The organism is Sphingobacterium sp. UBA6645, assembly GCF_002455685.1.
GTDB classification, from domain to species: domain Bacteria; phylum Bacteroidota; class Bacteroidia; order Sphingobacteriales; family Sphingobacteriaceae; genus Sphingobacterium; species Sphingobacterium hotanense.
Window position 1 is genome coordinate 46,855 of sequence record NZ_DKLH01000008.1, and the last position, 25,089, is coordinate 71,943.

13 protein-coding genes are annotated in these 25,089 nt (G+C 43.1%); all 13 read right to left on the bottom strand.

The window, feature by feature from the left end; all coding sequences use genetic code 11:
- Nucleotides 1–5: 5 nt before the first annotated feature.
- The 13 genes from B2400_RS01330 to B2400_RS01390 all read right to left on the bottom strand — a co-directional run bounded on the left by B2400_RS01330 (nt 6) and on the right by B2400_RS01390 (nt 24,556).
- The gene (locus B2400_RS01330; protein WP_293930307.1) at nt 6–2,684 is read right to left on the bottom strand and encodes a c-type cytochrome; all 2,679 of its coding nucleotides are present in this window, start codon (nt 2,682–2,684) and stop codon (nt 6–8) included.
- 43 nt (nt 2,685–2,727) lie between these two features.
- Nucleotides 2,728–4,212 carry a RagB/SusD family nutrient uptake outer membrane protein gene (locus tag B2400_RS01335; RefSeq protein ID WP_293930308.1) on the bottom strand — a complete coding sequence of 495 codons (1,485 nt, stop codon included), beginning with the start codon at nt 4,210–4,212 and terminating at the stop codon, nt 2,728–2,730.
- A 9-nt stretch (nt 4,213–4,221) separates the two neighbouring features.
- Nucleotides 4,222–7,248 (bottom strand): SusC/RagA family TonB-linked outer membrane protein, encoded by a 3,027-nt coding sequence (locus tag B2400_RS01340; RefSeq protein WP_293930310.1) that lies wholly within the window; start codon nt 7,246–7,248, stop codon nt 4,222–4,224.
- 780 nt (nt 7,249–8,028) lie between these two features.
- Nucleotides 8,029–9,306, bottom strand: a complete 1,278-nt coding sequence (locus tag B2400_RS01345) for a M28 family metallopeptidase (protein WP_149524948.1) — start codon at nt 9,304–9,306, stop codon at nt 8,029–8,031.
- Complete coding sequence (locus tag B2400_RS01350; RefSeq protein WP_293930313.1) at nt 9,296–11,140, bottom strand: CocE/NonD family hydrolase; 1,845 nt, start codon at nt 11,138–11,140, stop codon at nt 9,296–9,298. Before B2400_RS01350 ends, B2400_RS01345 begins: the two co-directional genes overlap by 11 nt.
- A 12-nt stretch (nt 11,141–11,152) precedes the next feature.
- Nucleotides 11,153–12,628, bottom strand: a complete 1,476-nt coding sequence (locus B2400_RS01355; protein WP_293930315.1) for a glycoside hydrolase family 28 protein — start codon at nt 12,626–12,628, stop codon at nt 11,153–11,155.
- Between the two features lie 11 nt (nt 12,629–12,639).
- Entirely contained in the window at nt 12,640–13,377 is a 738-nt protein-coding gene (locus B2400_RS01360) for a glycosyl hydrolase family 28 protein (RefSeq protein WP_293930317.1), read from the bottom strand.
- Nucleotides 13,378–13,384: 7 nt separating this feature from the next.
- Entirely contained in the window at nt 13,385–14,866 is a 1,482-nt protein-coding gene (locus B2400_RS01365; protein ID WP_149524944.1) for a glycoside hydrolase family 28 protein, read from the bottom strand.
- Between the two features lie 17 nt (nt 14,867–14,883).
- Nucleotides 14,884–17,745, bottom strand: coding sequence for a glycosyl hydrolase (locus B2400_RS01370; RefSeq protein WP_293930320.1), 2,862 nt, complete (start codon nt 17,743–17,745; stop codon nt 14,884–14,886).
- Nucleotides 17,746–17,749: 4 nt separating this feature from the next.
- Nucleotides 17,750–18,595 carry a sugar phosphate isomerase/epimerase gene (locus B2400_RS01375; RefSeq protein WP_293930322.1) on the bottom strand — a complete coding sequence of 282 codons (846 nt, stop codon included), beginning with the start codon at nt 18,593–18,595 and terminating at the stop codon, nt 17,750–17,752.
- Entirely contained in the window at nt 18,589–19,410 is an 822-nt protein-coding gene (locus B2400_RS01380; protein ID WP_149524941.1) for a phytanoyl-CoA dioxygenase family protein, read from the bottom strand. The genes B2400_RS01375 and B2400_RS01380 overlap by 7 nt, the downstream gene beginning before the upstream one ends.
- A gap of 62 nt (nt 19,411–19,472) precedes the next feature.
- Nucleotides 19,473–21,062, bottom strand: coding sequence for a RagB/SusD family nutrient uptake outer membrane protein (locus tag B2400_RS01385; protein WP_293930324.1), 1,590 nt, complete (start codon nt 21,060–21,062; stop codon nt 19,473–19,475).
- 14 nt (nt 21,063–21,076) lie between these two features.
- Nucleotides 21,077–24,556 carry a SusC/RagA family TonB-linked outer membrane protein gene (locus B2400_RS01390; RefSeq protein WP_293930326.1) on the bottom strand — a complete coding sequence of 1,160 codons (3,480 nt, stop codon included), beginning with the start codon at nt 24,554–24,556 and terminating at the stop codon, nt 21,077–21,079.
- Between the last annotated feature and the right edge of the window lie 533 nt (nt 24,557–25,089).

The window sequence follows — 25,089 nt, forward strand, 5'->3', positions numbered from 1 at the left end:
ATCTTTTATTTCTTCTTGTATATTTCTGCATTCTCATTTCCCCCCGACATCAGATACGCCATGATATCCTTCACTTCGTCCGGACTCATTGTATTCAAAGTTCCAGGAGGCATAATCGATACTTCCGAACGTTTGATATCCAGAACATCTTTCTTCGCCAGCTCTTTCGTTACATGCGGAGCATATGGGTTTTGAGAAATGACATAAGCTTTCTCATTTTCGCTCATCAATCGTCCCAACACGGAAGTACCGTCTTTCATATTGAATACTTTCGATTCATACTGATCGGAGATGACTTCGCTAGGCTCTATAATCGCTTCCAACATATCGCGCTTCGAGAAACGGGTACCCAATTGCGTCAAGTCTGGACCAACCGAACCGCCTTCGCCCTTCATCGTATGGCAGGAGCCACATTTCACAGCGATATATAATTCCTGACCGCGTTTGAAATCGCGAACGCCCGTATTTTCTTCTACCACTTTTAAGGCCGAATCTATTTCCCATTGTCTGCCGGGTCCTTTTGGTGGAACCACATTCTCAGCTAGGCGTGTCCCCTTCTGATTCAACAAAGAGTCTCCCGACATCTTACCGTACATGGCCAATTGATCCTTCGGCACATGAGATAAAGCTTTCTTTCTAGCATTATCGATAAAACCGATGTAAGAATTTCCACCTTTGAATCCAAACGCTTTGTAGAACCAGCTAAAGTATTGCTCGCGCAGTTCCGGCGTCCAGCCGGCTTTGGAATCGCTTAAAGCGGTCGCTAAGAAAATTTGTTGTGCAGGCGGAATATTTGCCAACATATTGGCGATATCTAATCCATATTGAGGGTTGCGCAAGATCAAGTCCGAAGAACTCATGAAGTTGGTCTCCGTCGTATCATCCTTTGCATTCGCTAATAAATCTAAAGACTTTTTCACGGCTGATTCAGAATTCAAGGCCAATAACAATTTCGACAATTGTCTGTTCAGGCTATTGCTTTTTGCAGGATAGAGCGGCTCTAAACTCGCTGCTAGCGCCCGACTCGCCTCTTCTGTAGGTTTGCCCATACGCGCAATAACAATCTCATACACGCGGGTCAAATTCTCCAACATGCGTGGAGTAAGCTTATCCACGGGAATCGTCGCTAACTTAGCCATAATTCGTGGTTGCAAGGAAGCATCCCCTACGCGCGCAGCAGCAACCATAGCCTCCGTTAAACGAACGACGTTACGTTCCTGAAACAATAGATTTTGCCAAGAAGCGAGCGGTTGGTGTTCCAACGCTACGCGTGCCGCATAACGGATATGGCGATCTTCATGACCCAAATATTCCCAAATCTTTTCGGCCGTCCCTGGCGCTGAAGCTTGATGATATTGTTCAATTTCACGACGTAACTTCACCAATTCCGGAAGATCTTTTTTCTTCAGTTCCGCTTTTACCTTATCCTGATCTTTGTAGTAAACACGGTATAAATCCGAATCAAGCTTGCGCCCGCCAGTTAGGAAGTATAAAGCGCCGTCTGGCCCCACTACCCCGTCGGTTAATGGAAGCGGCGAACCGGAGATAAACTCTTCGGCCTTCGCCGTATAGGTGGCACCCTCGGATTTCAGTTCTAAGGCGTAGATAATACCAAAACTCCAGTCGAAGGCTAACAAGCTATTTCTATATTTTTCCGGGAATTTCGCTTGGCTTGGGTTAATAAAGTTGGTCGGAGAACCCTGACCAATATTTAATACGGCTGGAAGGTTATCTAAGAATCGTGAGTCCCATTTAGCATCCCCTTTTCTCCAACCGAATTCCGAGCCGCTCGTTACGTGTAAGATACGCGTCGGGCGATACCAAGGCATCCCGAAATCCCACTCCATATCTGAGTCGTAGGTAAATAATTCGCCTTCATTGTTGAATGCGATATCGAACGGATTACGGAATCCCGCGGAAATCAACTCCCAGTGCTTTCCTTCCGGATCGGTCTTCGCAATCCAGCCACCGGAGTTATGAGAATCCGAATCATGACCATGCGTATCGAGAATTAATGGAATAAGGTTATCGACACTATCATTTGGTTTTATACGATAGGCATCCATTTCCGGAACCTTCGTGAAGTTGCCAGCGACAATGTAGATTGCTGAGTCTGGTCCCAATACAATGCTGTGCGGGCCATGCTCGCCAGATCCATCAAGCGACAAGATTTCGGTAATTTTATCTAATTTATCATCGTTGTCTGTATCCTGTAGTCGGTATAAACCAGAACCTTTCTTTAACTCATCGTTCGGCTTATGATTGACCATCACATAAAGACTGTTATATGCCCACAATAAACCCTGAGCAAAGCCCATCCCTACTTTTTTCTTGGTGGTATCTGCTAAGGGCGGTCCTTCGACAGGAAACTCAATAGGCTCAATCTTAGGCTTGACCGTCGAGTCTGATCCTAATGGTGGCAGCTCTACTCGGAATAACCCTCCAAACTGATCGGAAGTGATCATTCTACCTTTATCATCGAATGTCATCGACACCCATGACCCGTTTTTATTGTCCGAAGGGCTGTAAATATGCTCGATGGCAAATCCTTCAGGCAAGGTTATTTTCTCTGTTTTCGGGTTAGTATCCACTACCTCTGGCTCCTCTTTCCCCTTACAAGCCCCCGCTGCGAAAAGCAAAAACATGGAAAACAAATACAATTTTGCTCTATTAGTTCTTATCATTGTGGTTTAATATGTTGATTAAGTTTATAACAGCTTATATCGTTTAGTACCCAGGATTTTGGCTGATGCCATTCAACTGGATTTCACGATTTGGAATTGGATAAAGTAGCATGTATTCTTGAACATTATATGAAGCGCTACTCAGTCTCGTTAATCTATTTTTTTCCGCTTCACCATGCGCCTTCATCACTTCTATTGCTTTCCCTGTTCTGAGTAATTGATACCAGCGCTGATTTTCGAATGCAACTTCCACTCTTTGCTCATTTGCTATAGCTTCTCGAAGTGTCGCTTGCGACAGCCCACTTAATGCAGTCAAGCCTGCACGCGCACGGACAGCATTTAGATGGATATAAGGGTCACCCGACCCGGTCTCATTGTAGGCTTCAGCCAACATCAGCAACACATGACCATATCGATAGACAGGCCAATTTTCATTCGAACGTCCATTTTCAGGATAAGGCGGATGGTAGAACTTTTTGATATAAGGCATTTTCCCACCGAATGCTATTGCCTCTGGATATTTTGAATTCGTCGCATCATCGAATAAAGCGATTGAGTGATCTTTCCGTTTATCTCCGGGCTCATAAGCATTATAGATACTCGGCGTCGGAATATTACTTGCACCAAGCGTTCCTGTAAATCCGACTAATTTTACTCTTGCGTCACGCGGACCGAACATGTAAATGAAATTACTGTTCTCTCCTTCAATCGAGTGATCATATTGTACTTCAAATATTGACTCCGCATTATTCTTTGTCGAAGGATCAAAACAGTCACCATAATTGCTCATTAATGAATATCCTAGCAGAGGAACTTCCTTTAGCACGGTAACAGCATCAGGAAATTGTTTGCGCGTTAGGTAAACATCGCCTAACATTGTCAATGCTGCTCCTCGCGTAGCACGACCTACTTCTGCAGTAGGGTATTCTTTAGGTAAGACATCGGCTGCACGCTTTAAATCTTCAATAATAACATTGTAGACTTCATCCACAGATGATTTTTTTCCATCGGTAAAAGCTCCTTGAGGACTCGTTACCTCCACAGTATGTAGTGGTATTTCTCCAAACAAACGAACTAGATGAAAATACGCAAAAGATCGAAGAAATTTCACTTCCCCAACGTACCTATCCTTCAATTTATCATCTGAAAAAGTAACATTATCGATACGTGTTAAAATTACATTGGCCTGAGCGACAATCCCATAGAGATTCGCCCAAGCAGTATTCACAAAGTTGTTCGACGAGGTGATCAAAAACTCATCTATTTCTTCTCTTTGTTGAGCGCCACGGTCGGATTCAGAATATTGGTAATTGGTATTATCCGCACGCATTTCAGTTAATGCATAAAAATCGGAAGTATGAAGCCCCTGAAGACGTCCATAAACGCCGTTTACAGCACGGAGAACCTGAGCCTCATTTTCATAGTATGTATTACCACTGGAAAACGTATAGGGATCAACCTCTAGTAAATGGTTACAAGACGTTAGGCTCCAAATCCCGAGACTTAATATGATATATTTTATTTTCATGACGTTCGCTTAAAAACTAAAATTCAACCCTAGTGTATAAATCTTTGGTACTGGATACGCGCCGTAATCAATACCCGGCACTAATGGACTTGTATCTCCACGATTCATATTAGTACCTTCGGGATTTCCATCATACCCGGAAAACATAAATGGGTTTTGAAGATTGCCGTAAATACGAACATTATTGATTACGCCGCCAATTGGCTTGGGCAAGGTATAGCCGAACGTAATATTTCTAACCCATAAATAGTCGGTCTTTTCGATAAACAAGGAGTGCGTATCACGATACATAACGCGACCACGCCCTGTACCATTGGTAGTCGGCACTAAACCGCTCCCCGGATTATCTTCCGATCGCCAGCGATCTGCAACTTCTTTGCGGACATTGAAAACACCATCGATATTATCCGTGTAGAATCGTGTTGCATGCAACATCTCTTGTCCCATCGCACCAACCATCATCACACGTAAATCAAAGTTCTTATAAGTAAAGCTATTAGTCATACCCCAAGTAAAGTCAGGGTAAGGATTCCCAATTACATCAAAATCATCGTTAGGTGTAATCTGACCATCTCCGTTGACATCGCGCATGCGCAGGTTTCCAGGAATTGCACCAGGAAAACTTGGATATTTGTCTAAATCAGCCTGATTCTGATAAATCCCATCCACGACATAACCGATAATCATTCCAACCGGCTCTCCGATTCGCGTAATGTTGGTGAAATTACCCTCTGAACTCTGACCAGAATAAATCGGATCGGTACTTCGTCCTAGAGCGATTACTTTGTTACGGTTAAACGAAATGTTGAAATCGGTAGTCCAAGTAAACTTGTCCTTTTGAATATTTGCAGAACTAACCGAGAATTCATAACCTTTATTTTCTACATCCCCTCTATTCTCTGTCACACTAGTAAATCCGGAAGATTGCGGAACAGGAGTGTTTAAAAGAAGATCAAGTGTATTTCTTCTATAAAAGTTCGCGGTAAATGTCAAACGATTATTCCAGGTTGAAAAGTCCACTCCAATATTCAACTCTTTCATTCGCTCCCAGCCCAACAGGGAGTTCGCTAAACTATTCATCACACGTCCCGGCGCTAAAGCCCCACCCAGCACATAGTTACCTGTGCCGATACTGCTTAGCGAAGCATAGTTTGCAATATTGAAGTTACCACTTCGACCATACGATGCTCTCAAGCGCAATTCGTCTAACCACTCCTTACCTTTTAAGAATGCCTCTTCAGATAAGCGCCAACCGACTGCAACCGAAGGGAATGAACCCCAGCGATTGTCTTTCCCAAATCTTGAAGATCCGTCCGCACGGAAGGATGCTGTTAACACATATTTATTTAAATACGAATAATTTACCCGCGCTAAATAAGATAGTAATGCCCAATCTTCAATCGCAGTTCCACCGGTAATTCGTGCAGCACCATTTAAGGTTTGAATGTCGTCGTCAGGAAACTGTGTGCCATTGAAAGAAGCGCCTTTATTTTTCTGAACCTGTACGGAATAACCCGCAAGTGAATTTATGGAATGGCCATTTTCGCTCGACCAATCATAAGTTAGCGTATTTTCGTTTGCCCAGTTGATATAGGAGTCTCTATAATAGCCCCCACTCGGAATCGATAATCCAGGCGCATTTTGATTGGCTAGCGTAGAAGGACGGAAGGTTTCCCGACTTTCATCTAAATAATCAACGTTGAAGGTAGTTTTGAACTTCAGGTTAGGTAAAAAACTATATTCGGCATAAGTGCTCATCAATAGTTTCAATTCTGACGATTTGTTAACCCGTTGATTCAAATACATCACAGGATTCGGGTTACCGAAAGACCCCGCTGACTGAATGTAGGGAACATAACTCCCGTCGTCGTTGTAAATCTTAGCAACCGGTGTAGTGATTTCAAAAAACTCATCGCGACCCTGCCCGTTTACTCCACCTTTCAGATAGGAAAGCGTAGGAGATAAATTGATCCCCAATTTTAATTTATTGAAAATAGTACCATCTATATTTGCGCGAACTGAAAAACGATCGAAACCTGTATTTAGCATCGTACCGGTTTGATTCAGATAACCCGCTGAGATAAATGATCGCATATTTTCACTACCCCCACTTAAGCTAACATTTATGTCTGACATAGGCGCAACCCGAAGGACTGCATCATACCAGTCTACACCTGCTCCTAAAGCAGCTGGATCTCTATACTCTTCGGGAATATCATTGATAGTTGGTTCTCTATTCTCCTCAAAGCGTATCTTATCCTCGATTGCCTCTTTACGAAATTGTGCAAATTCTTGAGCATTCATCAGATTTGGACGACCCTTTTGCGGAACGGACTGTAGCCCTGAACTCGCGGCAACATCGATTTTCATCTTCCCAACGGCGCCCTTCTTCGTATTAATCAATACCACGCCATTGGAGCCTCGAGAACCATAGATCGCTGTAGCAGAAGCATCCTTAAGAATAGTCATCGATTCAATATCATTTGGATTGATTGTCGCTAAAGGATTGCTCCGCTCGCTAGACGACGCAGGAACAGGGAATCCGTCGATCACATATAACGGTTGACTTCCCGCACCGATTGCACCAATACCTCGAACTTGAATTTTTGGCCCACCGCCAGGAGTACCATTGGATGTGCTCACCTGGACACCAGCAATCTGTCCGGTTAGGGCTTGATCTGGACTAATAATAGCTTGACCACGAACGTTCTTCATCGAAACTGTCGCGATTGAGCCTGTAACATCCTTTTTTTGTTGACTTCCATACCCAATCACCACAACTTCGCCGATATCTTGCTGACTCGATTCCATCGTTACATTGCGAACACTGGACTCCTGAATAACAAATTCAACATCCGCATATCCAATCATCCGAAACAACAAAGTTTGGCCTTTATTCAATTCTATTTCATAACGGCCATCTTGATTCGTAGCAGTAGCAACAGAGCTCCCCTTAACCAACACCGAGACACCCGCCATGGGCGAGTTTTCTGGATCGGTTACGAGTCCGCGAACTGTTACAACTTGTTGAATCATATCTTTTTTGTACTTACCGTCTATTTTTTTAACAACTATTTTCTTTTTTTCAATTGTTACATCCTTATTAGAGGATCTAGCGATCGAAAATTGGCTCATCAGCACTGCTGCAACAAGGCAGGCAGTTTTCGGGAAATTCCCCTTTGCTAACATGCACTTTGTATAATCTACTATCCGATTACAACTAAATCGATTGCGATTATTTCTTAGTATTTTAGGTTTGTTTAATTGGTCAGTTTGCATACCTTTGCAAAGTTTAAAGGTTAAACATAATTAAGAGTCAGGAACCTCTTTTTGATCTTGTTTGCTTTAAATTTTAACCGACGGTGCTCGAACACTGTCGGTTTTTTTAAGCAATTATTTACTGTATTTTTTTTTCTGCTTAAAAAATCCTCCTTTCTATAAATCATTAATATTTTATTTTATAGGTTCGCTTCGTACCGGGCGAAAGTAACAAAGCACATTACATTTATAATTGTTAGTAGTTCGGATGTTAGAATTCCGAAATGCGTCTAACCAAATATATTAATCACAAAAGTGGAAAGCATCCTGTGCTATCCTGACACCTCATCTAGGAAGGCCAGACGATTTATTGTCCAGACTACTTCAACTATAACCCCTTTCAAACCCAATACAAACCCAATACAAACCCCCTACAAACCCCAATCATAACCGTTCGGAAAGGGTTATGATTGGGGTCTGTATAAGTTAAAGTGAGTGTTTAATGTTTCGCAGACTGCCATAAGAGGGCAGTCTAAGTTGAGGAGGATGTCTAATACCTTAGAATTGATCGATAAAGTCTGTCAACAGGTTTGCATAACCGTTAAACCTTGTGAATGGCAAAGTTTCGTAGCGGTCATAGATATCGTGATAGGCTGTTGTGCCTCCCAGTGTATAGATGAAAAAGGCAGGCACGCCCTTTTCATAAAAAGGAGCGTGATCGCTGCGGTTCATGGCACCACGAACTTTAACTTCCGGCAAATATTTTTTTTCAGCATTCAACTTCGTGAGAAGGTCAAATTCTTTGGTGAAGATACTTCCGTTGACCACCTGAATCCCGTCATCGCCTGTACCGGCCATATCCACGTTGATCAGGAACTTTACTTTTTTCAGATCGTTCAGCGGGTTTGCTGCATAATATTTAGATCCTAAAAGTCCACTTTCCTCGCCTGAGAAAGCTAAGAATATCATGTTATACTTCGGCTTATTCTTACCGTAATATTGCGCCAAGTACAGCATGAGTGCTGTTCCACTAGCATTGTCATTAGCCCCGTTGAATACGACTTTTTTACCGATGACGCCCAAGTGATCGTAATGTGCTGTCACGAGGATGGTAGAATCGGAGTCACTACTTCCTTTCAAGAAACCACAAACATTCTGCGTTTTATAATCGGGTTGATATTTTGCCGTAATATCCAAAGATATCTGACTGTCGTTTGGATTTATCGCTAAATCTTTGATGTAGACTGCCGGTTTTAAACTTTGGCTTACTGAGGCTCTCCAAGTAAATTTGCTTGGGGTATTCACCACAATGGCGCGGTACTCTCCTGCAGTCATCAAAAGCATTATGGCACGACGAAGCTCCTGCGCATTGATAGTCTTCAACTGTTCGGCCTCATCAATATAGATGGCTTTGCCTGCGTAAGCTTTATCTTGTGCAATTTGTCTTAATACGTTATCATCATTCAATTTTCCGGAAACAGGAACGAGATCGAAGCTTCCATTGATGGATGGCGATGCGGCATCGACCAAGACATTCACCCCCATTTTCAGTTCTTCATTATTTAATTTGACGGTTGCCGCTTTCGGGAACACATTAGCCCCTAGGCTGAAATATTGCATAAAGGATTTGCCATCTACTGGTGTCAATCCTGATTTCTTCATTTCCTTCGCAATATATCCGGCTGCTTTTTTGTCGCCATTAAAGACATAACCGCGACCTGCGTACTTATCGGACGCTAATACACTAACGACTTTGCGTGCATAGTCTTCTTGCGCCTGAGCAAATTGACAGGCCACAAAGAGCATTGCAATCAGTGTAAATAATCTATTTTTCATTGTTTTTAATTAGTGGTAATAGGATACTAGAAGGATATTGACGATTAAAAAATACCCGATGATTATGCGTTTCGAAATCCGCTTCGTCGGCTTCATAAATATTGACAAACTTCTGCGGATTGCGATCCACCAAAGGGAACCAAGAGCTTTGAATCTGCACCATGATTTTATGCCCTTTCTTAAACACATGGGCAGCATCTTGCATATCAAATTTAACTTGTGTGACTTGGTTGGGTTGCATCGGCTCAGGATGCGAGAAACTATTTCTATACTTGGCGCGCATCACCTCCCCTCTGACCAGGATTTGCGCATCCGATAAGGGTGCATCTTTTACATAGGGATGCACATCGATTAATTTAACGATATAGTCTGCATCGGTACCGGTTGTACTAACGAATAAATTCGCCTGTAGGTTTCCCATGATTTTGACATCCTCCGTCAACACCTCCGACTCAAAAACCAATACATCGAGACGTCTTGAAGCAAAAACCTGATCTTCGAACATGTATTTAAAGCCGCGCATTAAGGTTTTCTCTGCCGTATAAGGTACGGGCTTGCTCGGGTCTGCGGTGTATTCCGCGTAAGCGGTATCAGCAGCTTCCGGTTTATTAAAAGATAATCCGCCGTTGGCTTGTAGATAGAGAGGTGTTTCCACCTGTTCCTTCGATGGCCATTCACTCAAGTAATTCCACTCATTCGCTCCCGTTACGAAGATGGAAACAGGGGCTAAGGGCTTTGATTCTTCATTTTTCAAATGCTTTTTGAAAAAGGCTAATTCTAGCTCTTCGCGATAATAATTACTGGTATTGGATGCAAAATCGAGGTCTCCTAAGCTTCTGCCATCTCCCCTTGTCCAAGAACCGTGATACCAAGGCCCCATCACAAAAGACAGTTTATTTTTTCCGGATTTCGCAAGTGCTTCGTAAGTCTTCAAAGGACCATATAGATCTTCCTGATCGAACCATCCGCCAACAACAAGGACCTCAGGTTTAACCTTGTTAAGATATTTGGTATAGCTACGCTCTTCCCAATAGGCGTTGTAATCCGGATTGTTCATCATCTCATTCCAGAGGATGCTTTTCCCTTGCAGGTAGTTTTTGTTGAAGTTCTTTAACGGACCTGACTTGAGGTAAAAATCATAGCCATCGCTGGTGTTGTATGCATAGAATCCTCCTGGGTGTGTGGTGCCTACGGAGTCTCTCATTTTTCCGAAAGAAGATAGGAAAGAAAAACTTCCCATCAGCATAAATGCGCCGTTATGATGTCTATCATCTCCCAAGAACCAATCGGTCACTGGCGCTTGTGGGGAGACTGCTGTTAGATTCGGATGCGCATCAATCAGTGACATGGATGCATAGAAACCCGGCGAGGAAACACCCCAAATACCGACTTTCTTATTCGATTTAAGCTGTTTTATGAGCCAATCGATGGTATCGTAGGTATCCGTTGTTTCATCCGTTTGGCCTTTTTTCTTCTTAGGAATATAAGGACGATTGGCGATGAAATCACCTTCCGATTTATACTTCCCCCGCACATCTTGATACACGAAGATGTAGCCGTCTTTTGCAAACTCCATGCTTGGACCAATGCTAGGGCGCATCTTATCCTCCCCATAAGGGGCAACGCTATAAGGTGTGCGGATCATCATAATAGGATAAGATTTTGACCTATCCCTGGGCTCATAGATCGCCGTGAAGAGTTTTGTTCCATCCCGCATTGGGATATACACTTCACGCTTGCTGTAATTGTTTTTTATGTACTCGGCATCATTTGTTTGTTGTGCGAACAAAAGCGTTGCACAACAAACAAAAAGGCCTACTAGAAAGTGCTTCATTCTTTACAATCGTTATTTCTTTAGTGTCGACTTGTATAAAACTAGCTGTTTTTTTCCTTTTTTATTAGGTTCATTGTATTCCACGTTTGTCATCTGCGCGTTCTTCACGTCGTCCATGACAACAGCTGGACGGTATTCCTTATCCTTCGCTGTGAACTTCACGTTTTCGAAGGTTACTCCGTCTACATGGCGCAAATAGAATGCCCATGCAGGTAATTCCTTAAATTGAGAAAACTCAGGGTAAGCCGCTTCCATCTCTGGAATGCTATCCAATTCTTTCGGGCTAGTGCCACGGAAGGCGTAGTTGGGATTTGAACCTCCCGGATAGACAATCTCAACGTTTCTCAAGACTATGTTCTTGATCGGTTGACCTTTCAATCCAACAATACTCGCTGGTGAGATATTTCTTGGATTGTCTTCAACAGGTCCTTCGAATGCATAACCAGCATCGGGTTTGTCTGCAGGAACTTCGATGTAGATATTCTGCATCGTCACGCCATCGATCGACCCTTGTCTGCCTTTATTCCATCGCGCACCGATGCGTAGATAGATGGCATTACCGGTATTGTAAGCATACAAGCTGTCTACTAGTACATCTTCAACGATACCTCCGTCAGGAGTCGCAATCGTGAAAGCAGAACGAAACGTGTCATACACACGGTTGTTGATGATGCGGATATTTTTATATCCACCTGCTGAAACGGTTCCAAACTTGATACCATTTGCACTGGAGCGTGCTACACAGTTTCTGATTTCGATGTTTTCATTCATCTTCGTCGCGTCATGCGATTTCAAACAGATGGCATCGTCAGAAGCATCGATATAGGAATTTAATAATTTGAAATTCTTACAATCAACGATGTCGATACCGTCATTGTTCCAGAACACTTTGCTATCCACCGTGATGCTGTCGATCAACACATCCTCACACTGATCATAGGTCTGAACCCAGTCGGCAGAGTTTTTCACAGTGACATGCTTGATGGTTACATTATTGCATTCGCGGAAATAGATCGCCTTTGGGCGATTATTTCTTGGTCTATCGTAATCTAATGGATCCTTGATAATCCCTTTGTGGATATAATCCATCAGGCTGTAGGCTACTTCTTTTCCCTGTCCATCGATGACACCCTTACCGGTAATTCCCACGTTCTTTACCCCTTTGGCGTAGACCAAAGCATTGTTAGGCGTTCCGACATTATAGTCATTGATATTGGTAGAACCTAGCAATACCGCGCCCTCTTCTAAATGCAGAGTGACGTTGGATTTCATATGGATAGTCCCAGTCAAGTATCGCCCGACGTAGAACTTTAAAGTTCCTCCACCGTTCTCACTAATGAAATCAATAGCGCGCTGAATGGAAGTCGTATTTAGTGTAGTTCCATTTGATTTAATCCCAAAATAGGAAGCATTATAATCCTTCGCCTGCAACAATCCTATGCTAAAGATCGTGCACAGTATACTTAAATATATATTCAATCTCTTCATGCTCTACTCGATTAAATGGACTTGCCGTTTGGCGTTATACTCTTTTTAATGGCGGTCGTTTGGCTTGCTTTATCTTTAACCAAAGCCTTGCCAGCGGTATCTACATAGAGATTCTCGAAGCTTACACCTTTGGAACCGGCAAGCACTAAACCTCTAGAATTTGCATAGTTTTGGCTGCGGATAATCTGATTTTTGAAGGATACATTCGTACAGTTTACCAACTCCGCGACATCACCAGATGAGTCTTCTAACATGATTCCGTCAATCTCTACGTTCTGGCAATTGTTAAACCCTAGTAAAGTCGGGCGAACGGTATTAAGTTCATTGGTCACAATACCCTTATTCACCTGATCATCAATCTTTGTTTTTACCGCAGCTGCTTGTCCTAGAATAACGCCTTTCCCGATGATTTTTACGTTAGATTGGTTTTCTCCATAGATAAAATAACGCTTACCGTTCTTTTCAATGAAGTCGTAATAGCTTGGATTCGCAACTAGGATAGCACCCTCATGCAAGTTGATCGTAACGTTAGATTTCAGTTCTAAACCGCCTGTTAAGTATCGTCCTACGTAGAAGTTTAATGTACCTCCTCCTTTAGATGATATTAAGTCGATAGCGGCTTGTATCGAACGCGTATTATTTGTCTGTCCGTCGGATACACATCCGAAAGCAGAGGCGTTATAGTCGACTGCTAAAGCCTGACCGAATGACATCGTCAGCAATAGCATGATGTATAAGATTCTTTTCATGTGATTATTATTTTACGATGTCAACATTATTGCTTTTATGCAAGAAGATCTGCTCCTTATTTCCAGCTTTTACCTCATCAAACGTCACGTTTTCAAACTTACCTGTATTCAGGTCATCCGTTACGATGGCTGGTCTGTAGTCGGCTGCTAGCGCCTTAAATTTCACGTTCTTGAACGTGATGTTGTTCGCATGACGAATATAGAATGCCCAGGCCGGTAGCTCTTTGAATTGTGAGAATTCAGGATAAGCGGCTTCCATTTCTGGGATACCATCCAATTCCGCTGCGGAAAGCCCTCTTTTCGCATAATATGGATTACCCGCGCCTGGATAAACAATTTCGATGTTCTCCAATGTTACGTTTTCGATCTTATAGTTTGGCAATCCAATAATGCTCGCTGGAGAAATATTTCTAGGCAGGTCTTCAATCGGCCCCTCATAGTTATATCCCTTATCAGGTTTCTCCATAGGTACTTCAGCGTAGACATTTCTTATCGTAATATCCTTCATTACCGGTTCTTTCCCCTTGCTCCAACGATTACCGATTCTTAGGAAGATCACATTTCCTGTGTTGATTGATCGAACACCATCCACTAGAATATTCTCCACGATACCACCGTCTACGGCGGCGAAAGTAATTGCAGAACGATATGTATCATAAACCGTTAGATTTCTCACCACGAAATTGCGGAAGCCACCACGTGAAACCGTTCCGAATTTTAAACCTGATGCACTTGAGCGTGCCGTACAGTTTTCTACTAATACATTTTCGCAAATAGCGTTGGCATCATGCGACTTAAAACAGATCGCATCATCTGCGGCATCGAAATGCGAGTTACGAATAATCACATCCTTACAATCGACAATGTCAATACCGTCATTATTCCAGTAAGATTTACTATCCACCGTAATACTGTCAACCAATATATTGACGCATTGATCGTAGGTTTGATTCCAGCTCGCAGGGTCTTTTAACGTGATACCAATAATCTTTATGTTCTTACATTCGCGGAAATAGATATTCTCCGGTCTATTCCATTCGCGAACGCGGTCGTATTTCAATTCATCTTCGATCAGCCCACGGTGGACAAGATTCAGAGTATTCATGGCGTTGTCAAAACCACGACCATTGATAGTCCCCTGCCCCGTAATACCGATATTCTCCTGCTTAATAGCATAGATTAATGATTTCCAATTAATATATGGATCCTTATCGTAATCAAAGGGATTCAGAGAACCTAGAATACTAGCTCCCCTTTCCAGATGTAGCGTAACATTTGACTTGATGTAAATTGTCCCCGTTACGTAATTGCCTGGTCCAAATACTAATCGACCCCCACCTTTCGCATTTACATAATCAATAGCAGCTTGAATAGATTTCGTATTCAGCGTGTTTCCATCGCCCTCAATACCAAAATCTCGAACTGCATAGTCCTTTGCAAATACCTGAAGGCTGCAAAAACAAACGAGTAAGCATAATAGTTTCTTCATTATTGTAGTCTTTTTGGTTAGTTATAAATTTCTACGGGGCCTACAATCCCCATGGATTGTATTTCCTGTTCGCGTCCAGGTCTGTTGACCCAGTACTGCGCATTTTCATTGTCTTTTAAAGTCTTTAGATAGTTGCCCATCGTGGTAGTCACACGAATCTCAATATCATTGCTTCCCGGTTTGAGGAATTTACTGATATCGTATATGCGGCGACCAAACCATTTTACACCCACAGGCTGTCCATTGATAAAAAGGTCTGTAATTCCGAACACCTGACCTAGATTAAGCGTCTGGTTCTTGACGTTCTGAACATTGATTTTCTTACGATAGATCGCCGTTCCGGAGAAGTCGCGCAATTCATCATCAAGCTTCATGTCGATCAGCTGAGATAGTTGAATCTTCTTACTGCGGTTCTCCTGAGCATGCTTGAGCTCAAGCTCCCATTCCGCATTCAGATTTTGTTTGTTAGTACCGTCTAGTTTCGCAGGCTGATACCATTCGCCACCCTTCGACTTGTCGAATACGACAAGAAGGGACTCCGTTGGTCCGAAATTGTGCTCAAAGCCATTAGAGCTATCCAATTTCAATCGAAAACGCTCGCCCGTGTCGGCATCCCAAATCCAAGCTTGTTTGCCTTTGCCAACTCCCGATAGGAAATCAATGCGCGTTTTATGGCTGTTGAATCGGTGCGCATTCTGAAAGAAAAAGAACTCCGACTGATCATCACGGATATATCGATTCTGCATGAAGAAGCGATTCGGCTCACTGATTTTGACATACTTTGGCAGGTTTTGCTCTTCATGAAAGCTCTGATACCATTCCAAGAATTTATTATCTACGGGCTTTTCTACGAAGACGAAGTTTGAACCTAGCCCTTTAATTTTCTGCATCCAGGTCTGCACTTCCCGATCTCTAGCTTGCATATCCTTAAAGCCCAAGCTTTTCGACGGAGTCGTCTCCATACAGATCAGTTTGCCACCCTGCTGTACAAACTCGTGCAATTTCTTGGCAGTTTCCACACCTAGGCTTTTAACGCCAGGAAGAAACAATACGCCGTATGATTTCTTTCCAAACATAATCTTGCCGTTTTGAATCTTAGAATCTTTAAGAATCAACTCCGTGACGTAATCTGCCGCACCTCCTGTTTTATGGATAGCTTCCCATAGCAGGGAAGTGTAAGGCACGTTGAGGCGCTCTGGGAAAGGATCCGTTTGCACACCTTTCTCTGCCCACAGATCGTAGTTTGCAGGGAGTATAGCCATATCGGTATACATATCTGCATTCTGCAATTGTGAGGACAAACGAGCCTTGTAAGTATTTAAATATTTAAAGTAAGGCCACCAGTTATTCTTCTCCGAATAGTAAGATCCATATTGAATCCATCCAGGGAATGGCGCCTGCTTTGGCGAATAGTTGAAACCATGCCAAATGGAATGCGTAATACCCGAAAGTAAACTCTGATCTGACCCTAATTTAAGCAGTTCTAAGGTCGCATTGAATACTAGATAGGTGTTGGTCATCTCCTCGCAGCTTACCACTCGCTTGCCTGTCAGATGAGCGGCAGAAGAAACGTACTTATTGATCATCGTATAGCCTCGACCACGACGATAGTCTTCATCCGACATCTCTTCGCCTAGCTTATGTCGTAGGTAGTTTGTTGTCCAGGACTCTCCTTCAGGAATGTCATAGCCTAAGGAAGTTTCTAACGGGAAAAAGCCGCGTCCATAAGCCTGTGCTCTAGACTTAACTTTTAAGCCCTTACACCAGGCTAAATAAGTTTCTGTAAATCGCTCTCTTAATAAGCAAGCCTTCACATATTCGAAGTCAAATCTAACGCGACTCAATACTTCCTTAAAGTCTTCCGACTTCTCCGCACCATAGTTTTCATCAACTACAGCGCCTAGTCGACCTACTTTAAACATAATAAAAGGCAGGTAAGGCATCAGGTCGTAGCCGCAGCGCTTTTGGAATTCTTCAGCAAAATCATGAGTCCAGTTACAGCCCTCTAATTCCATGCTATCAGAAAATAAAGCACGCAAGTAATTTGAGAGCGCCCCAATGCGATTCTGCATGGTATTGGACATGCGGTTCAAGTAATTCTGTACCGCCTGCTTGTCCATATGATTCAAGATAGAGCCTGATGCGCCCGGCGCGCCGTTGATAACCTGTGCAAACGAAGTGTATCGAACGACCGCATAAAGCACATGCTTTCCTTCCGGTACATCCACATGTATCGTCGCGTCGTTACACTTAGCAGACAGGTCCTGTGCTTGATCAAGACTGCTCATCGGATCTTTCGCCAGATGCAGCGATAGAATCTCCGGCTTGCGAAGTGGATTCTTATCGGTTACTCCCGGATCCACGGCCTGACAGATATTGAACTGCGAGGTCTCAAATTGCATGGGTCCTGTCAGCTTCTCCGCATAGACTAGCACAACCTGCGCACGCTCGTCCTCCATCAGGTCTTCCGAGCCGAAAGGCCATCCCGAGCCCACGATAAGATCACTCGTCATATCTAATGACTTCGCATCGTCTGCAGTATGTTTTACCAGATCAATCCATTCATTGCTCAGCCATTTTACCGATGGTATCCCCATATCGTCTGCCCTCTTAGGAAAGGATATAGGGTTTATTTCTACCCCGCCAATTCCGGCATCTTTCAACAGACGCAATTGACGCGACAGTTCGCCTTTTTCTACCTTATCACCATTCCACCACCAACGGACGAAAGGACGATAATGCATGCTTGGATTTTTAAAGAGTGTATACCAATCCTCTTTTGCTTTAAAGGCTGAGGAAGCAAAGGATTCCTCGAGGTTGGCTAATGCCAATCCCGCACCTAACAGAGAGGTGTTGCGTATAAAAGATCTTCTATTCATAAATTTAAATAGTCTTCAAATGGTCCATTAGGTATTTTTTTATCCACAGGTTTTGACGCCATTGCTCCTCATAATCCTTCACTGAATCGCCGGACGTAATGAGATACGGTGGAGGGCCAAACTCCGTGGTAAAGGTTAGTTTCTTTCTTCCTAATTGGATTTGTTTACTAATATATTGTTGCCAGACCGCTAAATGGGTCTTTACAATGTCTTCAAATAAAGGGTTGCTAACATCCGATATCTGTGAGCCTTGCGTGTGCCCGACACGCGTATGCACATGACATACATCGGATAATAGGCTAGTTAATAGGTCTTGCTGATCTTCCAGATAGCTTTCCGATACGCAATACCAATGTGAGATATCCAACGTCAATTTAAGACCCGGAAATTGCTCTTTGATTGCTGGAATTCGATGAATCCCGTAGGTCCATTTATTACGGTGTGTTTCCTGATAAATGGATATTCCTGTTTGTTGTTCTACTTTAGAACAGACCGCTAAACATGCTAATATCTGCTCGCTCGTATAGTACTCTCGACCCACCTGTGCAGAAATGAATTCCGGAGCCAAACCATACTCCCCTAAGTTAGCGAGTTCTGTAAGTTGTTCCTCTAATAATTCCAAATAATGTGCAAAGTCCTTCGCTCCGCCAAATACAGCGAACACGATACTGTAACGCAGTTGGCGATCCTGCAGACTTTGCAACATCTGCTGGTAGTCATTTTTATTTTTCTCCCCATAAGGGTACCATTCAATTCCTTGATATCCGGCGTCTTTAACGCGATCTAGAAAATCAGTCCAAGCAGTATGCTCTGCCCCCCAACGCGGATAAAAGAATTGGATATCTACCATGATTTATGATAGATTAATGGGTTTTGTTCGTCATCATTCAACAGATCGCCTACTTTCAACGTGGCCAGGTAATCCGGAGGAAGAATATTCGCTTGTCCGTTGAATACATTGCCATCCGGCATGTACGCGCAAGTCATTGCCCGGCGGTAGCCGTTGGTCATGTTCGGACCAGCGCCGTGAATGGTCAATCCATTGTGGATAGAACAGCTTCCCGCTTTCAATGGTGCTGGGGCAGGATTTATCTGCGCTAGCTCGGGATATACTTCGAAAATACCGTTCATATTCTTGCCGATACCGATGTTCGTAAAGTCCGTTTTCTTAAATGATCCAGGCACAAAATATAAACAGCCATTCTCCAAGGTAGCATCGTCTAATGCGATCCAGATGGATAGCGCTTCACGGTCGGAAAACGACCAGAAAGGCGTATCTAAGTGCCATGCTGTCGGGTTGGCGAAGGGACGTTTGAATAAAGCCTGATCGTGCCAAATACGAATACCATCCGCCTGCGCTAAATTGCCAACCAGCTCACCGATACGACGATCCAGCATCAATTCTTTAACACCTTCATCCGTTTGCCATAAATTCAATAGCTGATCGAATACTTTTCCGAAGTAATCCGCATCTTTATTGATTCCATCGTCCTCTCCCACTTGTGTTTTCTTACCAGGCATCTTTTGCCCTGCTCTTTTTTCTACGGCAGAGAAAACGACCTCCCGCCAATGTTCCAGCTCTTCGGGACTCAAAAAATCCTCGATAACTAAATAACCGTTCTCACGATAGAATGCAATTTGCTCCGGGCTAACTTGATACTTCATAATATTAGTTTATTTATAACATAGGTAAAGCAAGGTCTTGGCAGACCTTGCTCTATGATTGATTAATTTTGAACCATCTTATCGTTGTACATCATCTCATCCAATGGAATCTGCAAAGTCATTTTTGATACCGGGTAAGAAGATTTATCGACATGGTTTGTCGAAGCAGCACGGTTTACCGCGATATTCCAACGTTTGTTGTTGAAGAATTCGCGACCACCTTCGCCCCATAGCTCGATACGCGTTTGCAATTGAACCATTTGAAGCGGCGTAAGGCCTGCCATTCCTGGATAGTTGTCCACTGTAAGCGTTGTTGCACCTGCTTTAGTTCTAGCCGCCAACAATTTATTTAAAGTCGCTTTCGCTCCTGCTGCATCGCCGCTTTGTGCCTGTGCTTCTGCTTTCATCAACAAGGCTTCCGATGTACGGAAAAAGTAAGCCGTATTTTTGCCCACATTTTTCTTATCGTCACTGCCTAGTCCATGCGTTGCAGCAAACTTCAGGTTCGTGTATGCAGGAATAGTACGTTTGTCGTTGTTTGTAGGATAGGTATAATCGCCCCAAGCAGTTGCCATAAACGCATTCTTACGGAAGTCATCTGCAGCGATGCTATTGTACAATCTGGCGTCGATACGTTGGTATCCGCGCAACAGACCACCCTCAGCTTCGGCAAATGGATTCATCCACATGTTATGTGTCGTCAAAGCGTCGCCTAAAGGAAATCCGAAGATTACCTCTGGGTTCACAGCATTGTTCAGGAAGCCATTCTTCTCCGGACGCATAATTGGGCTTGCCTGCGTACCGTCGTTCGTTGCTCCATAGGCCGACTGCGGTAATAGATTAGGATAGTTGGTTAAGATATCATTCGTCGATGAAATTACCGTAGCCCAGTCTCCTGTCCATAAGGCAACACGCGCAAGAATAAAATTAGCAACCCCTAGATCAAAATCGTTTACCTCAGCAGTATAACCTTTCCCGGCATCTTTTAAATATTGGATGGCTTGTTGAAGATCCGCCTTGATGAAGTTATAAGTCTCCGTTGCTGTAGCACGAGCTTTGCTTTCTTGCGTTGGCAGGTAGGTATCATAAAGCGGCATTCCTAGCTTATCCTTGCCACCTTGAAGGTAGGCATCCTGATAGTTCTCCATCAAGAAGTTATAGGAGTAAGCACGAAGGATCAAGCCTCTAGCTTTGAACTCTTTCAAGATGGTATTGCTTCCCACCGTTGCATCATCTAAATAGTTGAGCATCTTGTTGGCCGTGGTGATACCATTCCAAGCAAAAAACCAGTATGGCGAGTTTTTATTTGTTCCTTCGGAAATAAAATCCAAAAACCTATACTCATCGCCACCAAAGATCGTTAGGTTCTGATCTCCAAAAACGATGTCATTTCCTTCCAAGTTACGCATAACTTCCAAACCGAAAACGTTCGTATATCTAGATTCAGAGTTACCTGATCCACCGTAGTTGAATGCGCGGGGCATACTATTCGCCATACCACCTAAGACGGTACGGATTGTTGCTTCATCACCACTTTTCAATAACTCCTGGATTTGCTCATCCGTAATGTTATTCGGTGGTGCCACGTCTAATTTCTTATTACATGAAACGAATAACGTTCCTGCTATAAAGAATAAAAATATCTTTTTCATAATGTGATTCTTTATTAAAATTCTAGATTAACACCTGCTGAGAATGTACGCATCGTAGGGTAGCTGTAAGCACCTACTTCCCAACCACCAACTAATGACATTCTTGGGTCGATACCACTGTGTGAAGTCAGCATAAAGATGTTGTCGCCAGAAGCATAAACTCTTAATCTTTTGATTTTGCTATTTCCTAATAGATCCGCAGGAAGTGTATAGCCTACTGTAATGTTCTTTAAGTTCAAATAAGAAGCATTGAACATCGCCATATCGCTATACATCCAGCTTCCGAAAGTAGAACCGTTTCCATACGTATTTCCATACATCACCATTGGGAATTTAGCACCTGTATTTTCTGGCGTCCATGTATTGCCAATCAATTCTGATGATAAAGCTTTACCTGGGTTCTCCGTTACGTATAAGCTGTTTGCATACTCTGTACTCAAGAATTTACCACCAACTTGGTAAGCAAATGCACCGTATAGGTCGAAGTTTTTATAACGCAATGAAGTAGAGAAACCACCAATCCAAGAAGGAACAGCACTTCCCATTTCATAACGGCTCGCTTTCGAGTAATCTGTAGTCGCTACACTTTCTCCAACTTTAGAGCCTGAGAATAAACCAGCGCTTAGATCTGCTTCCGTTACTCTATGGTAGAACATCGGTAAACCTGTGCTCTGATCGACACCCGCGTATTTGAAAAGATACATGTTGAAGTAATCCTTGTCAATACCGCGTAGGTAAGCAATATTCGTATTGCCAGCTGTACCTGCCGAACTCCAGCCGTCTACACCGCCAGTCCAATCACCATCCAATGCTGCAGAACCAACACCCGGAGGAACTTCCTTCAAGATTGTACGGTAGTGCGTTCCATTAGTTGAAACGGTCCAGGTCCAGTCCTCGTTTTTAACAACATCCACACTTAAGTCAACCTCAAAACCGTAGTTGCTTAATTTCGCAGAGTTCGTTAAGATCGATGATTGTCCTTTGGACATAGCGATAGGCTGTGACCATATTGCATTGGTTGTTAACCTGTTATAGTAATCGAATGTCGCACGAACGCGATTGAATAATCCAACCTCTAAACCTGCATCGAAGGTGTTGATTTTTTCCCAAGTCAATTGATCATTCACATAGGCATTTTGGTTCAACACGTAGGATGTAGGAATACCTGTACCACCCGTCGTCTGTTGATAAACTGCTGAGAATCCCCAAGTCTGATAACCTGAATAGTTAGAAATACCATTCTGATTACCAATAACACCATAACTAGCGCGAACTTTTAAGTTATCTAACCAGCCTTGTGTATTCTCCATGAAATCCTCTCCGTTGATTCTCCAGCCTGCACCAACAGACCAGAATGTACCCCAACGTTTATTTTTCAATTTGAACTTCGAAGAACCATCACGACGTACAGAAACTTGCGCAAAATATTTATCCGCATAGTTATAGTTTCCGCGAGCAAAATAACTTTCCATACGACGGGTATCAATACCACCACCAGGGTTGGAGAATGTACCGCCGTCGTAGCGACCAACATAGTTCGCATAAGTCGGGAAGTTGTCGATCAAGGAGTACGATGAACGATAGTTTAAGGTCTCAAATTGAAAAGCATCATACTCATGTCCTAATAAACCTTCGATCGTGTGAGAGCCTATGGTTTTGTTATAGTTCAATAATTGTTGCGCATTCATGATAGATACATTCGAGAATACTTTTCCGAATGCACCGATTCCAGCTGCTTGGCCAGATTCCGCATTCCAGTAACGCGTACGGATATCATTGAATTTATCTAATGAGAAGTTTGCTGTAAACGTGAAATCGTTCAAGAAGTTGATCGTTCCGTAAACACGCGTATTCCAATCATCAGAAACTCGCTTATCGATATCATTATCTAATACCGTCAACACATTGGTTGAGCTTAATGCTGCTGCCGTTGGACCTACCGGTGACCAGGTGTCGCCTTGTAGCACATGTACTTTATCTTTACCATTTTCCTGAATGATATTTCCATTCTGATCACGAGCGAACAATTGCGTCAGTGGGTTTTGTCCGTTGATAAAGCGGAAAGCGTTTGCTGTCGAACTACCCGGATTACGACCAAAACGTGTTGCCGGCGATTGCGTATCGCGGTTAGCATAGCCAACATTGGCACCTAATTTCAACCAATCATAAACCTGTGCATTCACATTCGCACGACCGTTATAGCGTTTGAAGGATGAACCGCGGATATAAGATGGGTCTCCCAGGTAACCACCCGAGATAAAATAGTCTATTTTGTCTGAACCGCCAGACGCTGAAACATTGTATTCCTGTCTAGTTCTGTTTTGAAGTAAATGTGAGTCATAGTTTTCGTTGTAAAGTAATCTTGCATTTGGATTCAACTTACCGTCTGTATTAACAAGGTAAGCGCCAGTCATCGTCGACGATGCATTTGCACCTGTTCCTCCTGTTGGCGTGTAGATGGCTCCCGGCACATCATACAACATCCAGTTGCCTAAGTTATTTACTTTAAAATCAGTTGTTGAGCCGGTATAGTCAAACAAGTGCTGCGACGCAAATAGCGCTGCCTCCTCATGTGACATATTCGGATTTTGGACATTCGTCGTGTAGCCTTTGGCAGTTCCTGAACCGTCTACGCCATAGCGAACTGAATTGTAAATGGACAACCAAGCAAATTCATAGATATCTTTTGGATCAGATATCTTGTCATATTGGTATGGTCCAATTTGATTCATCCCTAGTTTACTTTCAAACGCAATTCTTGGCGTTCCTTTGACACCCTTCTTGGTCGTGATTAACACTACCCCATTGGCACCACGAGAACCGTAAAGCGCTGTGGAAGCGGCATCTTTTAAGATCGTCACGCTCTCGATGTCCTTCGGACTGATCGATGCAAGCGGGTTATCGTTCTGTGCTGGAACACCATCGATTACCACTAATGCATTAGACGTGTTTTGATTTGCCGATCCTAAACCACGAACGCGGATACCCATATCGACCCCTGGCTGACCGTCAACCGCCGATACTTGAATACCCGGTGCAGCGCCTTCTAAGGCTCTACTCACCGTAGAGTTGGATTGTTGCGTTAATGCTTTGGAGTCGATTTGCGACACAGCACCTGTCAAATCACGCTTCCTTGCCGTACCGTATGCAACGACAACAACCTCCTCCAGTTCTGACTCGTCCTCAGACAGCTGAACTCGAATGTTGGACTCCGCGCCAACGGTTACTGTTTTTCTTGCATAACCAACATATTGAAAGATTAATGTTGAATTGGTTCTGGTTCCAATTTCGAATGTACCATCATTTGCCGTGGAAGTGGCATTCTTAGTAGCAGAGTCGGAAATGGATACTCCCCCTAATGCAGCACCTGTTGTAGCATCTACAACGGTACCCCGGATTACTCGATCGGTCTGAGCCATACTCATGCTCGTGGTAAACACGAACAGCATGCTCAAAACGAAAGAGAAATACCTTCCTAATTTAGATTTACACATAGTTGTTGATATTGATTAATAACTTGATAACCAAATATCATTTATTTGCTATGAAAAACCATCCTGTTGCATCCTGTATCGTTTTAGCACGCTATTAGCGAATAATTAAGGCTTTTATTGACTTTCAATATATTTTAAATTCTGGTCTCGAAAAATAATCCAGCAGCTAATATAGCTCAGCCTAAAATTCCCATTAGGTTAATTATCTTCTATTAGGACAGGAAAAATTCTTGAAAAAAGTTTGAAAAAGATGGCTTCTGTAAAATTCGAGCCATCAAAAATGACCGGCTCTTTAATTTTGCTAGATCTTGACTGAGGGAGAGTCGCTTCTAGCAGGAGACTGGTTCTACACTAAACCCTTTCAAAGCCCTTTCAAACCCAATACAAACCCCTATCATAAGCCTTTCGGATTGGGTTTGATAGGGGTTTGATGGGATTGGAAGAAAGTTGTCATTCATAGAAGGCCAATCTCTTTCCTTAGGTTGGTTGATCACCTACTTGATGACGATCAGAATGATCATCAATTGATTCTG